Origin of the sequence: Kitasatospora sp. CM 4170 (assembly GCF_032110285.1) — a bacterium.
Taxonomy (GTDB): domain Bacteria; phylum Actinomycetota; class Actinomycetes; order Streptomycetales; family Streptomycetaceae; genus Kitasatospora; species Kitasatospora aburaviensis.
On sequence record NZ_CP134877.1, the window covers coordinates 5103542 to 5118960 of the forward strand.

A 15419-nucleotide genomic window follows, 5' to 3' on the forward strand; every position below is an offset into this window, starting at 1 on the left:
CGTTCGGCCGTGCCACCGCCGCGCCGTGCCGTCGTTGCGCTGTGCCACCGTTGCGGTGGGTGTCCGGTGCGACGGGTGCGGTGTCCCGGTGCCGTTGCGTGTGCCGGGACCGCGGTGACGGCCGGGACGGGGCCCGGGTGGCCGGTGGGTCGGACGAGGTCAGGCCTGTGGAGGAATCATGGTAGTGATCTCCCCGCGCCCTTGCCGTGACGCAACCGTTACTACCTGACGTAGTTTCCTGCCATCCGTTCGAGGTTCACTCTCCGTTCACTTCGGACCGGCTGACGTGTCACTTGCCCGGCCTAACTTCGGGTACACCGGAGGGCCGAACGGGCCCCGGACCACAGCAAAACCCGCGCTCCGCCGCGTTCACGCGGCCCGCGTGCCGGGCAATGCCACAGAAAGGGACACCCCTGTGAAGCTCCAGCGGAACGGCCGCTCCAAGGCCCTCGCCATCGGTGCCATGGCGCTCGTCAGCTCGCTGTCGCTCGCCGCCTGCGGTTCGGACGAGAACAACAACACGACCGCTTCCGGCAGCGGATCGGCCGCCCCGGCCGCCGCGATCAACTGTGGCAGCAAGCCCAGCGCGCTGGTCGCCGCGGGTTCGACCGCCCAGGGCAACGCGATCGACGTCTGGAAGACCAACTTCGGCGCGGCCTGCTCCGGCGCGACCATCAACTACGGTGGTGGCGGCTCCGGCGCCGGTGTCCAGCAGTTCACCCAGGGCAAGGTCCAGTTCGCGGGCTCCGACTCGGCGCTGAAGCCGGCCGAGGTCGACGCCAGCAAGGCGGCCTGCACCGGCGGCCAGGGCATCAACCTGCCGCTCGTCGCGGGTCTGATCTCGATCGTCTACAACGTCGAGGGCGTCGACAACCTGGTCCTGGACGGCCCGACCACCGCCAAGATCTTCGACTCGCAGATCACCAAGTGGAACGACCCGGCGATCGCCGCCCTGAACCCGGGCGCCAAGCTGCCGGACGCCGACATCCAGGCCTTCCACCGCTCGGACGACTCCGGCACCACCGACAACCTGACCAAGTACTTCGCCAAGACCTCCGGTGGCGCCTGGTCCTACCCGGCCAGCAAGACCTGGGCGGGCAAGGGCGGCCAGTCGGCCAACGGCTCCGCCGGCGTCTCGGCCCAGGTGAAGCAGGTCAAGAACTCGATCAGCTACGCCGAGCTGTCGTTCGCCCAGACCAACAACCTGAAGAGCGCCGCGATCGCCACCGGTGCGGCCAAGCCGGTCGAGGCCACCGCCGCGAACGCCGCCAACACCTTCGCCAAGGCCAAGATCGCCGGCACCGGCAGCGACCTGGCGCTGACCCTCGACTACGCGACCAAGGACGAGGGCTCGTACCCGATCGTCCTGGTCACCTACGAGGTCGTCTGCGACAAGGGCAACAAGGCCGACACCCTCGACACCCTGAAGGCGTTCCTGACCTACGGCGCGAGCGATGCCGGTCAGAAGGCCATCGGCGAGAAGGGCTACGTCCCGCTGCCGAAGGAGCTGACGGACAAGGTCAACGCCGTCATCCCGACGCTGGCCTGATCCACGCAGCACCTCCGGTGGAGCGGCCCCGTGAACGAGGGGGGCCGGGGCCGCTCCACCGGACAGCACGACACCCTGCAACACGTCCGGGGCACCGCCGCCAGGGTGCCGCCCCCTCGGGGCAGCACCACCAGACCGGAGTAGACCAATGACTTCATCCACCCCTGCCCCCCCGCGAGGCAGGGAACGCCGCAAGCGCGACAGCCGCGTCGGCGACAAGATCTTCATGAACCTGTCCCGCGGGTCGGGCATCCTGCTGCTGGTCGTCATGGCCGCCATCGCGGGCTTCCTGACCTGGCGCTCGGGCATCGCCCTGAGCAAGAACGAGGGCAACTTCCTCACCACCTTCGAGTGGACGCCGGACGGCGTGAAGCCGGTCTTCGGCATCGCCGTCCTCGCCTTCGGCACCATCGTCAGCGCGGTGATCGCGATGGCGATCGCCGTTCCGGTGGCCATCGGCATCGCGCTGTTCATCTCGCACTACGCGCCGCGCCGGATCGCCCAGCCGTTCGCCTACCTGGTGGACCTGCTCGCGGCCGTCCCCAGCATCATCTACGGCCTCTGGGGCGCGCTCTTCCTCGTCCCGCACCTGGACGGGCTGACCAGCTGGCTGGACCAGTACCTCGGCTGGACGTACATCTTCGACCAGTCCCGGGTCGGCACCACGCCGCGCAACCTGTTCACCGTCGGGATCCTGCTGGCGATCATGGTCCTGCCGATCATCACCGCGGTCTGTCGTGAGGTCTTCCGGCAGGTCCCGCGGATGCACGAGGAGGCGGCGCTCGCCCTCGGCGCGACCCGCTGGGAGATGATCCGCACCGCGGTGCTGCCGTTCGGCCGCCCGGGCATCATCTCGGCCTCGATGCTCGGCCTCGGCCGCGCGCTCGGCGAGACCATCGCGGTCGCGGTGGTGCTCTCCTCCAACAGCGTCCTCTCGCTGCACCTGCTCGACCCGGGCGGCGGCACCTTCGCGCAGAACATCGCGCTGAAGTTCAGCGAGGCCCAGCCCTTCGGCCGGGACGCGCTGATGGCCTCCGGCCTCGTCCTGTTCGTGATCACCCTGCTGGTGAACGGTGCCGCGCGGCTGATCGTCGCCCGCCGCAAGGAGTACTCGGGGGCCAACGCATGAGCGCCGCGACCACTAGCGTTCCGGCTGACGCGCGCCCGCTCGGCCGCCCGCTGACCGCCAACCGGCTCCCGAAGTGGGCGCCGGCCGCGGTGGCCGCAGGCTCGATCGCCCTCGGCTGCGGCATCGGCGTGCTCGGCGGCCTGGAGAGCCACATCCAGTGGGGCCTGATCTCCGCCGTCCTCTTCCTGGCGATCAGCTACCTGCTCGCCGCCCGGGTCGAGGGCCGCCGTCAGGCCAAGGACCGGCTCGCCACCTCGATGGTCTGGGTCGCCTTCATCCTGGCCGTCATCCCGCTGCTCGCGCTGACGATCTACACGATCCAGCAGGGCGCCGAGGTGGTGAACGGGAACTTCCTGACCCACTCCATGAAGGGCGTGCTCAACTCGGGCCCCGGCGGTGGCATCTACCACGCGCTGATCGGCACCCTGGAGCAGGTCCTCCTGGCCTCCCTGATCGCCGCCCCGATCGGTCTGCTGACCGCCGTCTACCTGGTGGAGTACGGTCGCGGCCGGCTCGCCAAGGCGGTCACCTTCTTCGTCGACGTCATGACGGGTGTCCCGTCGATCGTCGCCGGTCTGTTCATCCTCTCCCTCTGGAACCTCGCGCTCGGCTTCAACTACTCCGGCTTCTCGGGCAGCCTCGCGCTGGCGATCCTGATGATGCCGGTGGTGGTCCGCTCCACCGAGGAGATGCTGAAGCTCGTCCCGAACGAGCTGCGCGAGGCGTCGTACGCGCTCGGTGTGCCGAAGTGGAAGACCATCCTGCGGATCGTCATCCCCACCGCCATCGGCGGTATCACCACCGGTGTGATGCTGGCGGTCGCCCGCATCACGGGTGAGACCGCGCCGGTGCTGATGCTGGTGTTCGGTGCCGACTACATCAACAACAACCCGTTCGACGGCCCGCAGCAGTCGCTGCCGATGTACATCTGGCAGCAGTACGCGATGGTGAACAACGACTACGGCTACGCCCGTGCCTGGGGTGCCGCGCTGGTGCTGATCGCCTTCGTGATGGGGCTCAACCTCATCGCCCGGGGCATCGCACGCTGGCGCTCGCCCAAGGCCGGACACTGACCGATCGACTGACGTACGAGTACTGAGAGAAGACGAAGGATCATGGCCAAGCGCATCGACGTCAGCGGACTGTCGGCCTTCTACGGCAACACCAAGGCCATCGAGGACATCTCGATGAGCATCGAACCCCGCTCCGTGACGGCCTTCATCGGCCCCTCCGGCTGCGGCAAGTCCACCTTCCTGCGGACCCTCAACCGCATGCACGAGGTGATCCCCGGCGCCCGCGTCGAGGGCAAGGTCCTCCTGGACGACGAGAACCTGTACGCCTCGAACGTCGACCCGGTGGCCGTCCGCCGCTCGGTCGGCATGGTCTTCCAGCGCCCGAACCCGTTCCCGACCATGTCGATCTACGACAACGTGGTCGCCGGGCTGAAGCTCGCGGGTGTGCGCAAGAAGTCCGTCCTGGACGGCGTGGTGGAGAAGTCCCTCAAGGGCGCCAACCTCTGGAACGAGGTCAAGGACCGGCTGAACAAGCCGGGCGCCGGCCTCTCCGGCGGTCAGCAGCAGCGCCTCTGCATCGCCCGCGCCATCGCGGTCGAGCCGCAGGTCCTGCTGATGGACGAGCCCTGCTCCGCCCTCGACCCGATCTCCACCCTCGCCATCGAGGACCTGATCGGCGAGCTGAAGGAGCAGTTCACGATCGTCATCGTGACGCACAACATGCAGCAGGCGGCCCGCGTCAGCGACCGCACCGCCTTCTTCAACCTGGCCGGTGTCGGCCAGCCGGGCAAGCTGATCGAGCTGGACGACACCCAGCGGATCTTCTCCAACCCGTCGGTCCAGGCCACCGAGGACTACATCTCCGGCCGCTTCGGCTAAGCCGAATCCGGTTGAGCCGTTCCGGCCGAGCCGCTTCGGTTGAGCCGTTCCGGCCGGGCCGATCCGACTGAGGAGTACGCCTCGCGCCACAGGCTGCTTCGCGGTGCTGCATGGCGGTGCCGCCGCGAAGTATGAAGAAGGGCCCGCCCCCGAGATGTGGGGGCGGGCCCTGTTCTTTCCCGGGCCGTCCGCCGGCCGGGCGTTCCGTTCCGCCGGCCCGGGGCCGCGGTCCGGGGCGTGGCCCCGGAGCACGGCCCCCGGGACTCAGCCCCAGAACAGGTGGACGAACCAGTAGATCAGCGCTGCGACCACGGCGGCCGCCGGCATCGTGATGAACCAGCCGAGCACGATGTTCTTCGCGACGCCCCAGCGGACCGCGCGGATCCGCTTGGTGGCCCCGACACCCATGATCGCCGAGGTGATCACGTGGGTGGTGGAGATGGGCGCCTTGTAGACGAACGAGGTGATGTACATGACGATCGAGGCGGTGGTCTCGGCGGCGAAGCCCTGCGGCGGGTCCAGCTCGATGATCTTGCGACCGAGCGTCCGCATGATCCGCCAGCCGCCCGCGTAGGTGCCCAGCGAGAGCATCGTGGCGCAGGAGATCTTCACCCAGACCGGGATGTCGTAGGTGGCCTGGTTGCCGGAGATGACCAGGGCCATCACCACGATGCCCATGGTCTTCTGGGCGTCCTGCAGGCCGTGCGCGAGCGCCATGGCGGCGGCCGAGGCGGTCTGGGCGACGCGGAAGTTGCGCTTGGCGCGGTGCGGGTTGGCCCGGCGGAAGATCCAGAGGATCGCCAGCATCACCAGGTAGCCGCCGACCAGGCCGACCACCGGGGAGACGATCATCGGGATGATGATCTTGTCGATCACACCGCTCCAGATCACCTCGGTGCCGCCGGCCAGCGCCGCGCCCACCATGCCGCCGAAGAGGGCGTGCGAGGAGGAGGACGGGAGGCCGAAGTACCAGGTGACCAGGTTCCAGGCGATCGCCCCGATCAGCGCGGCGAAGAGGATCGTCAGGCCCTGGTTGCCGCTGGGCGTCTCGATGATGCCGCTGGAGACGGTGTGCGCCACGCCGCTGCCGAGGAAGGCGCCGGCCAGGTTCATCACCGCGGCCATCGCGAGCGCGGCCTTCGGGGTCAGCGCCCGGGTGGAGACCGAGGTGGCGATGGCGTTCGCCGAGTCGTGGAAGCCGTTGGTATAGGTGAAGAAGAACGCAACGCCGATGACGGCGATGAGTGCTGCCGTGTCCACGGGGGTCAGGACTCCTTGACGGCGATGGTCTCCACCGTGTTGGCGACGTGCTCGAACGCGTCCGCCGCCTCCTCAAGGACGTCCACGACCTGCTTGAGCTTGAGCACCTCGATGGCGTCGTACTGGCCGGAGAACAGGTGGGCGAGCAGCTTGCGGTGGATCTGGTCCGCCTGGTTCTCCAGTCGGTTGACCTCGATCCAGTACTCGGTGAGGTTCGACATGCTGCGCAGGTTGGGCATCGCCTCGGCGGTGAGCTCGGCGGCGCGCGCCAGCACCTCGATCTGCTGCTCGATGCCCTTCGGCAGGGTCTGGATGTCGTAGAGGACGACCAGGTCGACGGCCTCCTCCATGAAGTCCATGATGTCGTCCAGCGACGAGGCGAGGCTGTAGATGTCCTCGCGGTCGAAGGGCGTGATGAAGGAGGAGTTCAGCTGGTGGAAGACGGCATGGGTGGTGTCGTCCCCGGCGTGCTCGGCGGCGCGCATGCGCTCGACGATCTCCGCGCGGGTCGACACGTCTGATCCCAGCAGTTCCAGCAGGAGCTTCGATCCGACGACGAGGTTCTCCGCGGCTGCGGCGAACATGTCGTAGAAGCTCGTCTCCTTCGGGGTCAGGCTAAAACGCACGGAAATCTCCGATGTGCGGGGTTCGGACTGAACGATGCTAGGTGCAACCGAGCACGATCACGCAAACGGGGTGGTGGAGGAGGAGCCGGAACCTCCCCTTCCGATTGGCCGCCGCAGCGGTGGATCCGGCCCGCACTTACGGGTGCAGACGCGAGCCCCCAGTCTGACGGAACCTCGCTCCGATTGCCCCCGTCCTGCGAACGGAACCCCGCGGTGTCAGCCCTTACGGGGGAACACCACGAGGGGTCCCGGTGTTGGACACTGGAGGTCGACGCAGCCACCAGGCACTGATACGAAGGCGGGCCGATGACCACGACGGAAGCGCGCACCGAGCCGGACCACACGCCCGGGGCCGAGCCGCACGCCCACCACGGCGGGCACGGCCAGGGGCACGGCCAGCACGGCTACAGCGCCCAGAAGGACGCCCACCTGAAGCGGCTGCGCCGGATCGAGGGCCAGATCCGCGGGCTCCAGCGGATGGTCGACGAGGACGTCTACTGCATCGACGTGCTGACCCAGGTCTCGGCCGGCACCAAGGCCCTGCAGTCCTTCGCGCTCTCGCTGCTGGAGGAGCACCTGCGGCACTGCGTCGCCGCGGCCGCCGAGGAGGGCGGCGCCGAACTGGACGCCAAGGTGGCGGAGGCCACCGCCGCGATCGGCCGGCTGCTGCGCAGCTGACCCTCAGCTCCCCGGTTCCGACGGCCCGTCGGCGGACGCCCCGCCGTCGGGCCGGTCCAGCAGCACCTCGTCGATCCGCTCGGTCGGCAGCCGGTCGCCGGTGCTGGCCGTGGCGGCGATCATCAGCTCGCCGGCCAGGTCGATCTCGTCGAGGGCCGCGTCGTCGTGGCCGCCGCTGCGGCCGCCCGTGGACGACACCACCTGCACCACCCCTTCAGTGCCTCGCCAGCCCGGGCGGCAGCCACCCGCCCTCCAGCCTAGGCACTTCGGAGCCCGCCCACATGGCACGGACGGGCCATCTCGGGGCCGCCGAAACGGGTGGGCCGGGCGATCCCGGGTGACCCACCGGCGCCGGCGGCGCCCCTGCGTCCGGTTACTTCGGGCTCTCCGTGGGCTTCATCGCGTAGATGTCCGCAGCCGCGGGCTCGGCCGCCTCCACCGGCTTGCCGAAGTCGGCCAGCGAGGTCGTCGACGTCACCTTCACCTGGTCCTTCGCCTCCTTCGAGCCGGGCACGCCGGCGAAGGTGTAGACCTCGACCACCTTGTGCAGCCGCCCCTGCTCGTCCAGCCAGACGTCGTACGGGACGTCCCGTACGGTGAAGGTCTGAGCCCCCATCCGCAGGCCGTCCCCGCCCCGGCCGCCGGTCGCCTCGGCGGCCTTGGCGAGGTCCAGGGTGCCCCGGTAGTGCTTCAGCGGCACGCCGCCGACCGTCTCGGGGCCGACCAGCTCGGCCTTCTGCGCCCCGCGCAGCGCCCCGGCGGCGGAGGCCGGGTCGGTGGCGCCGCTGCTCACGAGGTTGCCGTCCGGAAGCTGGCGCACGTCCAGCTTGACCCACTTGCCCTCGGGCACCTTGGCGCCGCTGTTCTGCAGGTAGACGGTGCCCGGCAGAACCACCTCGACGATATTCCCGGTGGTCGCCGCGCCGGGCGGCACCGCCACCTCCAGCCGCCCGATCCGCTTCACGTAGTCGTACCCGCCGGTACCGGTGAAGACGGCCTTCTTCTCGGCGGACTCGGTGACCAGCTCGGTGGCCGCGTGGGCGGAGCCGGTCCGGCCGGTGATGTCGGCGGCGCTGCGGACGGCCGTCAGCGGGTCCGCCGAGAGCTGGTCGGGGGCGCCCGTCTTCCGGTCGGCCGAACCGGCGGAGCCGGTGGCACCGCCCGAGCAGCCGGCCAGCCCGGCCAATGCGGCGGCGAGTACGACGGCTCCGGCCGCCGAGCGCAGCTGGTGCAGCGGGCGGCCCGGCCGCCGGCCGTCGCGCTGCTCGTCGGTCACATTCATCCTCGCCACAACCCCCTCGGGCCCGACTGCTCCGCCGACCACCACCGGGTGGGCAGAGCTCTTTCCGGGCAAACGAGTTGGGGTGTCGGGGGTTACGCGGTACCCGGCGCGCACCGGGGCGTCGCGCGCCGGGTCCGGAGCGCGTTACGGTGAGGTACGTGCACAGTGAGCTGCCGGCGGTACCCGGCACCACCCCGATGCCCGAGCACCGTGTCGCGATCAGCGAGCGCGGTTCCTTCTGCCACGCGAGCTGCGTCTGCGGCTGGTTCTCACCGGCCCGCCGCTCCCGGGACCTGGCCAGACGCGAGGCCGCCGACCACCTGGCCGAGAACCACGACCCGGCGTAGCGTCCCTGCTCCGGCCTTCGCGGCCGGGCTCGTGCTGCCCGGGACTGTTCTGCCCGGGCCGGTTCGTGTCAGGGCCGGTCCGCCCGGGCCGGTTCGTGCCCGGCCCCTTCGTGCCCGGCCTCCGGCGAAGCCGCCGGGAGGCCCGGGCCGGGCGCGGTGGCTCAGGCCGCGAGGTCGGACTCCGGCGGCTGCTCGTCGGCCCGGACGGCGCCGCGCCCGCCGCCGCGCTTGCGTCCACCGCGCGGTCGCGGCCCGCCCTGGGGGGCCCGGATCAGCGGGGCGACGGCGGTGCGGCTCAGCGCGTGGCAGAGCGGCACCAGCACGGCCATCGCGATCGGCGCCAGCAGCAGCACGACCGCGGTGGCGAGGGCGAAGCCGCCGATCACGTCGGTGGGGTAGTGGACGCCCATGTACATCCGGCAGAAGCCCTGCAGCAGGGCGAGGCCGCCGGCGATCCAGCCGAGCTTCCGGTTGACCAGGAACAGTCCCACCGCGATGCCCATCGACATGGTCGAGTGGTCGCTGACGAAGGAGTGCGTGCCCGCCTTGCCCTCGACCAGGACGTCCAGCCCGGTGTGGTCGACGAAGGGGCGCGGGCGGTCGACGATGGCGGCGATCGGCAGGTTGGCCAACTCGGCGACGGCGGTGGCCAGCGGGGCCCAGAGCAGCCCGGCGACGGCCACCGGTGCGTCCGGCCGGCGTCTCGCCTGCAGCCAGCCGACCAGGCCCAGCAGGGCCAGGCCGATCAGGATGCCGTACTCGCCGATCCAGGAGACCAGGTGGTCCAGCCACTCCGGGGAGCGCTTGGCCAGGCCGTTGACGGCGTAGAGCAGGCCGAGGTCGGGGTTGGTCGTGTCGGCAAGCGGCGTCGACACGCCGCACCTCCTTCTGGTCCGCTGCACCTGGTCGTTCCGGCCGTGGTCCGCTGCGCCCCGCCCTGTTCAGGCGGGTGACGGCGGACCACCGGACACAACGTCATAACCGGTGCACAGCGTTCCACGGAAACTGGCGGTTATGGAAACTTGACTCAGCGTCCACAGCGCACTCACACCCGGAGGTCCGGGACGGGTCAGCTCTTTGCGCTGTTTTGACCTGGACCTGTCGGGGCGGGTCGGGCCGCCGCGGAGGAGGGGTCGGGGGTGGTCAGGGCGGCCGGCGCCGGTGCGGCCGGGGCGGGGGTGGCGGGGGTGGCGGGGGCGGGCTCGCCGGGGCGGCTCGGTGCGGTGATGCTGCCGTCCGCGTTGCGGCCCGGCAGCGCCTGGGCGCCGTCCGTGGTGACCCGGGTGGCGCCGATGTACTCCTTGGTGTCGATCTTGTCGTAGCGGATCACCGCGCCGGTGTGCGGAGCGTCGATCATGTAGCCGCCGCCGACGTAGATGCCGACGTGGTGGATGCTGCGCGGGTCGCTCAGGTCGGTCGCCCAGAACACCAGGTCCCCCGGGCGCAGCTGGTCCCGCGAGGGGTGCGGGCCGGCGTACCACTGGTCGTTGGCCACCCGGGGCAGCGTGATGCCCACGCTGGCGTACGCGGCCTGGGTGAGCCCCGAGCAGTCGAACCGCCCGTTCTGCGAGGGCAGCCCCTCGCCGCCCCACAGGTACGGCGTGCCGAGCTTCGTCTGCGCGAAGTAGATGGCGCCGGCGGACTGCTGGGAGACCTCCACCGGCGCGGTCGGCGCGGTGAAACTGCGGGCCATGGCCTGGATGTTCCGCACGTAACCCTGGGTCTCCCGGTACGGCGGGATCCCGTTGTACTTCGTCACCGCGTACGGACCGGCGTTGTACGCGGCCAGGACGTTGGCCTGGCGGTCGCCCGGCACACCGGCGACGTCCTTGGCGAGCGCGCAGTCGAACGTCGCCGCCGAGGCGATGGCGTCGAACGGGTCCCAGACGTCCCTGCGGCCGTCATTGTTGCCGTCGGTGCCGTATGTCGCCCAGGTCGCCGGCATGAACTGCGCCATTCCCTGTGCGCCCACGGGCGATCGGGCGCCCGGGTCGAAACCGCTTTCCTGGTAGAGCTGTGCCGCGAGCATCGGCGGGGAGATCTCCGGACAGAGCGAGCCCCACTGCTCGATCGGCCCCTGGTAGGCCGCCGGAACGGTTCCCCGGGAGAGGGCGGCGCGATTGGCCGACTGCTGCGGCGTACCGCTGGCCGCATACGTCCCGACCGTCACCAGACCGACGAAGCCGATCGCGACAACTCCCGCAGCGGCGGCGGCCGTACCGGCCTTCCGGAGTACCATCAGCACCATCCCGACGAATCGTCAGTCGAAGTGTCCCGGAAGGCGTTGCTCACCGCAATCATCAGAGATACAAAGAGTGAGCGCTATCCTTCGTACGGTGGACATCCTCGCGTACGTGTCCGATGCCTCACGACCAATCCGCGAGAAGTAGCCAAGTCGACATCAGATCTGGCCAAGAATAGGTTCGGACCCTTCGCGCGGACGGGGTCGTGGCCCTTGAATTTGCCTGATCGGGCGGTGAGATGGAAATGAACCTGAGCAGCGTGGACAGCATCGCGATCGGCCACCTGGCCGAGGAGCCTCCTAAGAAGCCGAATATCGACACCATCATCGGCGGGATCGCCCCGGACTGGGGCCCGTTCGCGAGCCTCGGCTCCGAGGCCCGGGTGATGGTCGAGGTCGTGATGGCCGTGGCCATCCTGGCCTGCCTCGGCATCGCCGTCTGGGGCGCGGCCAAGCAGCGCATCGGCGCCACCGCGATGCGCGACAGCTTCGGCGCCGAGCAGGGCAAGGGACTGATCATCGCCGGTCTGACCGGCGTGTTCATCATTGGATCACTCGGCACTCTGTTCACCATTGTCTACGGCATGGCGATCTGACGATCGGACAGCCGTGACGTCCCCGTGAGGACGTGGCCGACCCCGTCGGGAATCCATCCACCACCCGCCCTCCGCCCCCGTCCACGGGCGGAGGGGCCCCGGAGCCGCCCAGGCTCCCCGCACCAGGAGGGCCGCCGTGCCGTTGTCCGACGACCAGCCGCACACCCGTACGCGGCTGCCGGTCGGTGAACAGCCCTCCTCCCAGCCGAACGGCCGTCAGTCACGTCCGCTGCGCACTCTGGTGACCGTCCTCGTGGTCGTCGCACTGCTGGTCGTCGCGATCTCCATCGCCAACCGCGGCAAGCCCGACCCGGCCCCCGCCGGCCGCTCCGCGGACGGGGCGGCCGCCACCCCCACCGCCCCCTCCGGCGCCGGCCCGGCCCCCAGCGGCGACCAGCCCGTCTCCACCACCGCCAACGGCATCGCCGCCGGCTTCCCGCACACTGAGCAGGGCGCGCAGTCGGCCGCCGCCAACTACGCCGTGGCCATCGGCTCCGCCGAGATGTTCCGCACCGACAGCCGCCACACCATCATCGCCACCATCGCCGACCCGTCCGCCGCCCAGGCCCTCCAGACCCGCCTGGACCAGGGGTTCGGCGGCGACACCGCCACCCGCTACGGCCTCGACGCCCAGGGCCGCGCGCCCAAGGGCCTCACCTTCGTCAGCCGGACCGTCCCGGTGGGCGCCAAGTCGGTCGGCTACGGCGACAGCGAGACCAAGGTCGAGGTCTGGTGCACCGGCCTCACCGGCCTCGCCGGCGAGCGCTCCGTCCAGCCCGTCACGGCGAACTGGTACACGCTCACCCTGGCCCTCCGCTGGACGGGCAGCGACTGGAAGCTCACCGACTACGCAAGCCGGCAGGGCCCGGCCCCGATGCCGGGCGACCAACAGGCCGCCACCGCCGACGAGATCACCGGCGCCGTCCAGCAGTTCGGGGGTTTCCGCTATGCGCGGTGATGGTCCAGCCGTCTGGAAGACGGCCCGCGTCGGTGGTGTAGCCGGGGCAGTGCTCGTGCTTCAGATCGTCGTTCTGGCATTGGCTTCCGAGGCGGCTGCCGAGCCCAGTCCCAGCCCAAGTGCGTCGCCCACCGGCAACGACTGTGATGTCCTCCCCCTGCCCGGCAGCGGCGTCTACTGCGCTTCGAAGCCTGGAGGCGGATCCGTTCCCGGCGGTGGCACCGTCGGGAGTGTCACCGATCCGTTGGGGTCGTTGGCGAAGGGGTGTGCGCAGGCGGCGGCGTGGGTGGTGCGGAACCTGTCGGGGGCGATCGACGGGACGACGCAGGTGGACTTCACCAATGCGTCGTTCCTGCAGCAGTACGCCGTGGTGTTCGCCGCGTCGACGATCATCACGCTGGTGCTCTGGCTGCTGGCGGTGACGAAGCGGGCCGTGCGCGGCGCGCCGCTGACGACGGCGATCTCGGAGGCGATCGGCTTCCTCTGGCTGACCGTGGTGGCCTCGGCGTTCACGCCGCTGATCCTGTACACCGTGGTGAGCGCGACGGACGGGCTGACCAAAGCGGTCGCGGTGGGGACGAAGTCGGACACCGGGACGTACCTGGGCGGGTTCGCGGACACGTTGGAGAAGGGCGGCATGGGCGGTGGCCCGCTGATCCTGATCATCGTGTCGCTGGTGGCCGTGCTGGCCGCGGCGGTGCTCTGGATCGAGCTGCTGATCCGGGCGGCGATGCTGTACGTGGGCGCGCTGCTGGGGACCGCGGTGTACGCGGGGCTGGTGGACAAGCAGTTGTGGAAGCACGTGCGCCGTTGGGCGGGGGTGATGCTGGCGGTGGACCTGGCGAAGCCGATCATCGTGATCATCCTCGGGCTGGCCGGTGCGGTGGCGACCGGCGCCGGGGCGAGCGACGACTTCGCCCGGGTGCTCTCGGGCCTGGCGATCCTGTTCCTGTCGATCTTCGCGAGCGCCTCCGTCTACCGCTTCGTGCCGGGCTTCGGCGACGAGATCATGAGCATGCGGCACGCCCGGGCGAGCGCGGTCTCCGCCGGATCGGCGATGATCAACGGCACCGCGAACCTGGTGAAGCAGGGCATCAGCACGCACGGCGACCGCGGCCCGCAGGGCGTCGGCGGCGGGAGCCCGGGCTCCGGCGGCGGCTCGGTCGCGCCGGGCATCGCGGCCCACGCCACGCGCGCCCCCGCCCCGCCGCCGCAGGCCGCCGCGCCGCAGGCTTCGGTTCCGATCCGCGACAGCAATCCAGCGAAGGGAGGGTGACGGGTAAGTGAGCAGCGAACCGCTCGGCCAGTACGGTGCCCAGTACGCCCAGCCGTACGTGCACCAGCGCCGCACCTACCTGATCGGCAAGGCCCGCCCGAACGCGCCGATCGGCCGCAACCGGGAGTCCGGCGAGATCGTCCTGATCATCTTCGGGGCCTTCCTGGGCATGGTCTGGGGCCTGATGATGCCGATCCTGCCGCTGCGTATCGCGGGCCTGGTCGGCCTGCCCGTGCTGGCCATCGCGGCGGTCTACGTGCCGTACCGGCGGCGGACGTTCTACAAGTGGGTGGAGATCAACCGCACCTACCGCCGGACGGTCCGCAGCGGCCGGGCGGTGTGGCGGTCGGACGCGATGGACGCCGGCACCCGGCTGGACGGGCGCGAGGTCGAGGTCGGGCCGCCGCCCGGGGTCGGGCGGCTGCGCTGGCTGGCGGCGCCGTTCGGGCCGGACGAGGTCGGGGTGCTGATGCACCTGGAGCGGCGGACGGTCACGGCCGCGATCGAGATCGAGGGCCCGGGCGTCGGGCTGCGCGACTCGGAGGACCAGGAGGCGCTGGTCGACCGGTTCGGCACGCTGCTGAAGCACGTCGCCAACGGGGACGGCTTCGTGACCCGGCTGCAGATCCTGGCCCGGACGCTGCCCGCCGACCCGGACGCGCACGCCAAGGACGTGGAGCGGCGCGGCGACGTGGACGCGCCGCGCTGGCTGCAGGACTCGTACGACCAGCTGCAGTCGATGGTGTCGACCTCGTCCGAGCAGCACCGGGCGTACCTGGTGGCCTGCATGCACTACACCCGCGACCTGGCGGCCGAGGCGCACGCGATGGGGCGGACGGCCACCGGCCGGCGGGCCCGGGACGACGAGGGCCTGGCCGCGGTGATGGCACGGGAGCTGACGGACATCTGCGCGCGGCTGGCGGAGGCGGACATCCGGGTGCGCCAGCCGCTCGGCCAGGCGCGGCTCTCCTCGCTGCTGCACTCGATGTACGACCCGGACCACCCGATCGACCACATCCAGGCGATGTCCCGGCGCAACGCCTGGCCGGCCGAGCTGGACGCGACCCACCCGCAGTTCCTGCAGGCGAAGACCCGTGAGTCGGTGACCCGCGAGCCCTGGTGCCACGCCACCGCCTGGATCAAGGAGTGGCCGCTGACCCCGGTCGGCGTCAACTTCCTGGCGCCGCTCCTGGTGCACACCCCGGACGTGATCCGCACGGTCGCGGTGACGATGGACCTGGAGCCGACCGACGTCGCGATCGAGCGGATGCTGACCGAGAAGACCAACGACGAGGCGGAGGCCAGCCGCGCGGCCAAGATGAACCGCACGGTCGACCCGCGCGACCTGGCCCACACCGGCCGGGTCGACCAGCGCGGCGACGACCTGGCCTCCGGCGCGGCCGGGGTCAACCTGGTCGGCTACATCACGGTCTCCTCGCGCAACCCCGACGCGCTGGCCCGCGACAAGCGGACCATCCGCGCCTCGGCGGGCAAGAGCTACCTCAAGCTCGAATGGTGCGACCGCGAGCACCACCGGGCGTTCGTCAACACCCTGCCGTTCGCCACCGGCATCCGCCGCTGATC

16 protein-coding genes are annotated in these 15419 nt (G+C 70.7%); 10 read left to right on the forward strand and 6 right to left on the reverse strand.

The features are described 5' to 3' along the window. Nucleotides 1-415: 415 nt before the first annotated feature. The 4 genes from pstS to pstB all read left to right on the forward strand — a co-directional run bounded on the left by pstS (nt 416) and on the right by pstB (nt 4570). Nucleotides 416-1549 carry a phosphate ABC transporter substrate-binding protein PstS gene (pstS, locus tag RMN57_RS21795; protein WP_313765024.1) on the forward strand — a complete coding sequence of 378 codons (1134 nt, stop codon included), beginning with the start codon at nt 416-418 and terminating at the stop codon, nt 1547-1549. A 148-nt stretch (nt 1550-1697) separates the two neighbouring features. Further along, nucleotides 1698-2678, forward strand: a complete 981-nt coding sequence (gene pstC / locus RMN57_RS21800; RefSeq protein ID WP_313765025.1) for a phosphate ABC transporter permease subunit PstC — start codon at nt 1698-1700, stop codon at nt 2676-2678. After that, nucleotides 2675-3751 (forward strand): phosphate ABC transporter permease PstA, encoded by a 1077-nt coding sequence (gene pstA, locus RMN57_RS21805; protein ID WP_313765026.1) that lies wholly within the window; start codon nt 2675-2677, stop codon nt 3749-3751. The genes pstC and pstA overlap by 4 nt, the downstream gene beginning before the upstream one ends. Nucleotides 3752-3793: 42 nt before the next feature. After that, nucleotides 3794-4570: a phosphate ABC transporter ATP-binding protein PstB gene (gene pstB, locus RMN57_RS21810; RefSeq protein ID WP_313765027.1), complete on the forward strand. Its 777-nt coding sequence runs from the start codon at nt 3794-3796 to the stop codon at nt 4568-4570. A gap of 264 nt (nt 4571-4834) precedes the next feature. On the opposite strand, the gene RMN57_RS21815 is transcribed toward pstB, so the two are convergent. Both RMN57_RS21815 and RMN57_RS21820 read right to left on the reverse strand, forming a co-directional pair. Continuing rightward, the gene (locus tag RMN57_RS21815) at nt 4835-5830 is read right to left on the reverse strand and encodes an inorganic phosphate transporter (protein ID WP_313765028.1); all 996 of its coding nucleotides are present in this window, start codon (nt 5828-5830) and stop codon (nt 4835-4837) included. 5 nt (nt 5831-5835) lie between these two features. Continuing rightward, nucleotides 5836-6456 carry a DUF47 family protein gene (locus RMN57_RS21820; RefSeq protein WP_313765029.1) on the reverse strand — a complete coding sequence of 207 codons (621 nt, stop codon included), beginning with the start codon at nt 6454-6456 and terminating at the stop codon, nt 5836-5838. A gap of 306 nt (nt 6457-6762) precedes the next feature. Here RMN57_RS21820 and RMN57_RS21825 point away from each other — a divergent pair, with 306 nt between their 5' ends. Continuing rightward, nucleotides 6763-7134, forward strand: coding sequence for a metal-sensitive transcriptional regulator (locus RMN57_RS21825; RefSeq protein WP_313765030.1), 372 nt, complete (start codon nt 6763-6765; stop codon nt 7132-7134). Between the two features lie 3 nt (nt 7135-7137). On the opposite strand, the gene RMN57_RS21830 is transcribed toward RMN57_RS21825, so the two are convergent. Further along, on the reverse strand, nt 7138-7335 hold the full coding sequence (locus RMN57_RS21830; RefSeq protein ID WP_313765031.1) for a hypothetical protein: 198 nt from the start codon (nt 7333-7335) through the stop codon (nt 7138-7140). Between the two features lie 172 nt (nt 7336-7507). Further along, on the reverse strand, nt 7508-8410 hold the full coding sequence (locus RMN57_RS21835; protein WP_313765032.1) for a hypothetical protein: 903 nt from the start codon (nt 8408-8410) through the stop codon (nt 7508-7510). Nucleotides 8411-8574: 164 nt separating this feature from the next. Between RMN57_RS21835 and RMN57_RS21840 the strand changes: the two genes are divergently transcribed. Beyond that, nucleotides 8575-8763 carry a hypothetical protein gene (locus RMN57_RS21840; protein ID WP_313765033.1) on the forward strand — a complete coding sequence of 63 codons (189 nt, stop codon included), beginning with the start codon at nt 8575-8577 and terminating at the stop codon, nt 8761-8763. Nucleotides 8764-8924: 161 nt separating this feature from the next. On the opposite strand, the gene RMN57_RS21845 is transcribed toward RMN57_RS21840, so the two are convergent. Continuing rightward, nucleotides 8925-9638 carry a phosphatase PAP2 family protein gene (locus RMN57_RS21845; protein WP_313765034.1) on the reverse strand — a complete coding sequence of 238 codons (714 nt, stop codon included), beginning with the start codon at nt 9636-9638 and terminating at the stop codon, nt 8925-8927. Between the two features lie 194 nt (nt 9639-9832). Continuing rightward, on the reverse strand, nt 9833-11002 hold the full coding sequence (locus RMN57_RS21850) for a bifunctional lytic transglycosylase/C40 family peptidase (RefSeq protein ID WP_313767908.1): 1170 nt from the start codon (nt 11000-11002) through the stop codon (nt 9833-9835). 248 nt (nt 11003-11250) lie between these two features. Between RMN57_RS21850 and RMN57_RS21855 the strand changes: the two genes are divergently transcribed. The 4 genes from RMN57_RS21855 to RMN57_RS21870 all read left to right on the forward strand — a co-directional run bounded on the left by RMN57_RS21855 (nt 11251) and on the right by RMN57_RS21870 (nt 15417). Beyond that, nucleotides 11251-11601, forward strand: a complete 351-nt coding sequence (locus RMN57_RS21855) for a hypothetical protein (protein ID WP_238861116.1) — start codon at nt 11251-11253, stop codon at nt 11599-11601. Nucleotides 11602-11737: 136 nt separating this feature from the next. Continuing rightward, on the forward strand, nt 11738-12559 hold the full coding sequence (locus RMN57_RS21860) for a hypothetical protein (protein WP_313765035.1): 822 nt from the start codon (nt 11738-11740) through the stop codon (nt 12557-12559). Beyond that, complete coding sequence (locus RMN57_RS21865) at nt 12549-13835, forward strand: hypothetical protein (RefSeq protein WP_313765036.1); 1287 nt, start codon at nt 12549-12551, stop codon at nt 13833-13835. The genes RMN57_RS21860 and RMN57_RS21865 overlap by 11 nt, the downstream gene beginning before the upstream one ends. A 7-nt stretch (nt 13836-13842) precedes the next feature. Next, the gene (locus tag RMN57_RS21870; protein ID WP_313765037.1) at nt 13843-15417 is read left to right on the forward strand and encodes an SCO6880 family protein; all 1575 of its coding nucleotides are present in this window, start codon (nt 13843-13845) and stop codon (nt 15415-15417) included. Nucleotides 15418-15419: the final 2 nt, after the last annotated feature.